The sequence below is a fragment of the Dehalobacter sp. genome, assembly GCA_023667845.1.
Classification (GTDB): Bacteria; Bacillota; Desulfitobacteriia; order Desulfitobacteriales; family Syntrophobotulaceae; genus Dehalobacter.
In genome coordinates, this window is record JAMPIU010000106.1 from 1 (window position 1) to 4,494 (window position 4,494).

6 protein-coding genes are annotated in these 4,494 nt (G+C 43.6%); 2 read left to right on the forward strand and 4 right to left on the reverse strand.

Features of this window, described 5'->3' with window-relative positions:
* Positions 1-232: succinate dehydrogenase (locus NC238_07650; GenBank protein ID MCM1565814.1), on the reverse strand; the 232-nt coding region annotated here is incomplete at its 3' end.
* Positions 233-878: 646 nt separating this feature from the next.
* Between NC238_07650 and NC238_07655 the strand changes: the two genes are divergently transcribed.
* On the forward strand, positions 879-1,196 hold the full coding sequence (locus NC238_07655) for a hypothetical protein (GenBank protein ID MCM1565815.1): 318 nt from the start codon (positions 879-881) through the stop codon (positions 1,194-1,196).
* Positions 1,197-1,205: 9 nt separating this feature from the next.
* Here the strand turns inward: NC238_07655 and NC238_07660 are convergent, their stop codons facing one another.
* A complete protein-coding gene (locus NC238_07660; protein ID MCM1565816.1) occupies positions 1,206-2,348 on the reverse strand; it encodes an ATP-binding protein in 1,143 nt (380 codons plus the stop codon).
* Positions 2,349-2,536: 188 nt separating this feature from the next.
* Positions 2,537-2,764, reverse strand: coding sequence for an alpha/beta-type small acid-soluble spore protein (locus NC238_07665; protein MCM1565817.1), 228 nt, complete (start codon positions 2,762-2,764; stop codon positions 2,537-2,539).
* A gap of 178 nt (positions 2,765-2,942) precedes the next feature.
* Between NC238_07665 and NC238_07670 the strand changes: the two genes are divergently transcribed.
* A complete protein-coding gene (locus tag NC238_07670; GenBank protein ID MCM1565818.1) occupies positions 2,943-3,734 on the forward strand; it encodes a L,D-transpeptidase in 792 nt (263 codons plus the stop codon).
* Between the two features lie 296 nt (positions 3,735-4,030).
* Here NC238_07670 and NC238_07675 read toward each other — a convergent pair.
* The coding region (locus NC238_07675) for a trypsin-like peptidase domain-containing protein (protein ID MCM1565819.1) at positions 4,031-4,494 on the reverse strand (464 nt) is incomplete at its 5' end.

The following is a 4,494-nucleotide window of genomic DNA, read 5'->3' on the forward strand; positions in this document are numbered from 1 at the left end:
TTATGAGAATAGTCGCAGGAATACCAAGTTGTGCAAGATAATATTTATCCAGGCCTTCGGATAATGTATCAAAAAGAGCCGGACTCACAATAATGGTAGACACAAAAAGCATATGCATCCATAAGAAACCAATAAGTATTACTCCACTGATTGACTGAGCAAGATCGACGTACAGGTCAGTTTTGCCGTATGACCTGTTTAATGTCGTCTGCAAATTCTTCGCTAGTTCCATATTATTCTCCTTTCCCTAAGGGACTCTTACAGACTGAAAACCCCCTTACACCGGGCAATGAAATGCAAAACCTTCCTCCATACTAAATACTAAACTCTACCTTAATTACTAGCGCTAAACCTAACCCCTCAACTTTCCCTCCTTCCGGCAAGTACGGTGACTTTTTTTGTTCCTCATTGTAATCAACATATCGTCCCGGGCTTACCAAAAAATAAGCTATCTCCCTCAAGATAGCAGTTTAATAGTTTGTAAATTCACATCCCCTCCTTCAAAAAAAATAAGTTAAAGGCTTATCTTTAATGCAAAAGAGATAATAGACCGGATGGCTTTCAAGCAAATTTTACTTACAGCCCCGGCAATTATTAAACTCATAAAAAAAACTTATGGGACTTTGCCCTGTTTGTAGGTTTTCGACGTTCCTTCGAAAAATCCTTTCTGAAGTAATAATTTATAACAGGTTTTTATAAAAATTTTTCTGGTAATTCTATTAAATTGATTGAAACAAAAATATTATTACTGACATTTTCCATTAATATAATTTACTGACATACCTATGGTATTATTACTACATATGTGATATTAATAATTTAGTATTAGAATTAATTTTGCTAAATTATATTATATATTGATAAGGAGTGTTATAAAAGTGGAATTTTTATGCGAAACCTGTGGAAAAGAAGTTGCCTTGAAGGAAGGAACGCTGTCCTGGGTGGACGAGGGAAACTCCCTGCGAGATTTTAAAATAACCCACAAATCCGATCAAAACCATAAATGCGATCCGCATCATGTGGGATATGTTCACCTCTGGATTGTAACAGGTGTGACAGGTTTCACTAAATTTACCGGGGTGCTTGCTGATTACTGGGAAAAAGGCTACAGTCTTGACGACCCCAGGGGACTGAAGAAAGCGTTAAACCAGATTGGGGCAGCCATCTGGGAAAAATCCAGAAAAGAAACTTCTTAAATCAGACACTTAATTTGCACACTGAAAACGGACAAAAAAGGTCGTACCTGAATTACCGGTTTCCACTTTAATCTTGGCCCTGTGCCTGGCGGCAATGCTGTAACAGACAGCCAGTCCGAGGCCTGTGCCGCTATCTTTGGTTGTGAAAAATGGAGTGCCCAGTTTTTCAAGTATGTCTTCAGCAATACCGTTCCCCTGGTCCTGTACTGACAGTATTACCTCGTTGCACTCGGAATAAGTCCTGATAAACAGCTCTCCGCCGCCGGACATCGCATCAAACCCGTTCCGGACAAGGTTTAAAACAAGCTGGCGGATTTCTTTTTCATCGACCGGCAACTCAGGAACTTCGGCAAAATCAGTATTAATGTTTATCTGGCTTTCACGGGCGTCCGAGCTTATTAATGGCAAAATAGCTTCTATGATGCGGTTAATATTCTTCTTCTCCAGCTCTATAGCCCTGTCTTTTGCCAGTGAAAGAAACTCGGTAATTATGGTATTCGCCCTGTCCAGTTCATCTATCATCAAGCTGAAAAATTCCCTGTACTGAAGGCAGTTATCCTTATCTGACAACAGCTGCAAAAAACCTCTGACAGTAGTCAGCGGGTTCCTGATCTCGTGCCCGATCCCGGCAGCCATCTGGCCGACTAAGTTCAAACGGTCCAGGCGTGACATTTCCTTTTCAAACTGTTTCCGCTCGCCTATGTCCCGCAAGTAAAAAGATACTCCTTCTTTTGAAGGATTAACGTTTATCTCAACCCACTTGTTTTCGCCCGGAGAATACATCTCGAAACTTTCGGCAGCCTGGTTCAGCACAGCCCTGTGGAAATATTTATAAAGCGGTGAGTACAAAACCTCGGGAAACTCTTCCCATATGGATTTCCCCAGAAGGTACTCCTTTTTTTTCGACCAAAACCTCTCCGCCTCAGCATTCAGATAAATAAATCGCCATCTTTTATCAATAATAAAAAAGCCGTCATTTATATTTTCCAGGATACCAGTGATTCTTTTATTTAATATGCGGATATCTCTGTCTGACTGCCTGCGGCCAACAGTCCTTCTTTCAGCAGACTGTTCCAGCGCCTGTGACAATTCATCAAAAATAATATTATCAATTGTCAGCTGTTCTGCTTTTTCCATTATATTTATCATCATATAACACCACCGTTCATCAAAATTTTCTGCTGTTTATCGTTCAATATATTGATGTAATTTACCTTCAGATAATTTGTCGAATTCTAACAAATATTATAATTTTTAAAATATCTTTAAAAAAATAAATGGCTTCGTTCCAGCAATGGAACCTGCCATTTTTGTAAGTCCGTTTTTTCCGTGTTACCGGTTTATTTATCGTCCAGCATCAGCCTGTTCTTATAATTCCAGGCCAGGACCGCCTCTGCAAATTTCACCATTTTGCTGGTCATATTGCCGCCAACATTGCCGTTCGCCCTGGAAGGCAGATCCCCCTTGTCCATATTTTCATAATCAGGCAAACCCAGTTCAGCGGCCATCTCATTTCTAAACTCTTCCAAAGCCGGTGATACATATGGCTCAAGCTCTCTTGGAATCATACCCGTAGATATGTTTTTAATCAAATCAGGAGCATCATTTTCAATTATTGTCAAATCCTGAATCAATAGGACACCCCCTTAAACAAACATTTTATTTTTATTTTTTCAAACATGAAACATAATTATGTTAGCAATATTTATATCAACTGATAAAAACGATCAAAACCGGGGACTTAAAATGAAAAAATGGATTTATTTAATATTTACAGCCGTCCTGATGTTTTCGCTGACGGCGGTGCTTATCAAAGTCCAGCCTCCACAGGGCAAGTATATTTTCAGTAAACCCTTCTATGAAAACGATGCTTTTGCAGTTTATGAACAAAAAGGCCAATACCTTATAGTAAATAAAAGCCGGGTAAATGAGCAGCTTTCTGTACCGGCCGGCGGCAGCGCCATTCCGGCGGAGGTAACCCCGATAAAAAACAAACCGGCCGGGGAACTCCCCCTGCATGGTGTAACCATATCATGCGGCGTTAAAATCACAAGCGGCAGGAATGTTTATATAGCGGGCGCTGTGCCGGAACTGACGCTTCTGGCCTCCTACCCGGCGCCTGAAACAGCCGGCGACTGGATCATAGTGGATAAAAACACAAACATACTTTATTTTTATATGGACGGTGAACTCTATAAAAGCTACCGGGTCGCCACCGGCAAGGAACCCCATCTCACTCCTGAAGGCAGCTTTACCATTATGAACAAACTTGGCGATGAAGACCTAAATGAAGCCCTGGGAATAAGGTGGATGGGACTGGGCGTGCCTTTTGAAAACGACAACAGGTCAAAAACAGACCACAGGGCGCCCGAAGGCTTGAAATACGGAATTCACGGCACTGATAAACCGGATTCAATAGGAAGCCATGCCTCAGGAGGCTGTATCAGGATGAGCAACCAGGATATCATTGAGCTTCACCGCCTGGCGAAAGTAGGAACCCGGGTGGATATTGTTGAGGATATCCACGGGAAAACGTAAAAGACGGCTTATCATTGCCGTCTCAGTTTGCAGACAAAGTGCCCATGGTGTTGAGAACCTGCTTGGCTCCTGTGCTCCGCGTCGAGTAAACTTCGCGCTTGCTTCGGGCTCAATTGGACCGGCCTTCAACTCGCCATCCAGGCGATGAAGACCTTTCGCGGACATCCTGTCCGCTTATCCAATTTCGCACCTCAGCTTCGCTTAGTTTACTAAACGACGCTGCGCAATGGAGCAGCAGGTTTCAACACCATGGACTTTGCAGGATGTTGACACTCTGACGGTGTATCCAAAAGCATTTACCTTACTGCCGCCTGTTTTTCAGCCACCTGGTCATTGATTAAATCCCGGGCCTCAGCGATAGACACAGCCACCCCCCTGCCCCTGTTACCGCTGTTATTATCCTCTTTCAGGCTGCCAAATATCACGCCCACAACCTGGCCGTCCATATTATACACCGGGCTGCCGCTGTTGCCGGGGTAGATGGGTGCGTCAATACTGAAAATTTTCCCTTGCCTGTCCCTGATTTTCAAATACTGCCCAACTTTTCCTTCAACCAGGATGTTATTCAGCTCCAGCGGGTTTCCTACCACCCTGATTTTATCCCCCGGTGACGGCAGCCCGGCAAATTCCACCGGCACCGCCGGGAGATTCTCCGCCTGCAGGGCGATCACGGCCAGGTCCGCTTCCGGCCGGCTTGACCAGCGGCCGGCCCCGTAGACCTTTCCGTCCGGAAATGTTATTGACATGCTAAGCGCGTCCT

What these genes read in the sequence shown, in the direction of transcription:
- NC238_07670 (MCM1565818.1), top strand. Translation starts at nt 2,943, where the DNA reads ATGAAAAAATGGATTTATTTAATATTTACAGCCGTCCTGATGTTTTCG.
- NC238_07665 (MCM1565817.1), bottom strand. Translation starts at nt 2,764, where the DNA reads ATGATTCCAAGAGAGCTTGAGCCATATGTATCACCGGCTTTGGAAGAG.
- NC238_07660 (MCM1565816.1), bottom strand. Translation starts at nt 2,348, where the DNA reads ATGATGATAAATATAATGGAAAAAGCAGAACAGCTGACAATTGATAAT.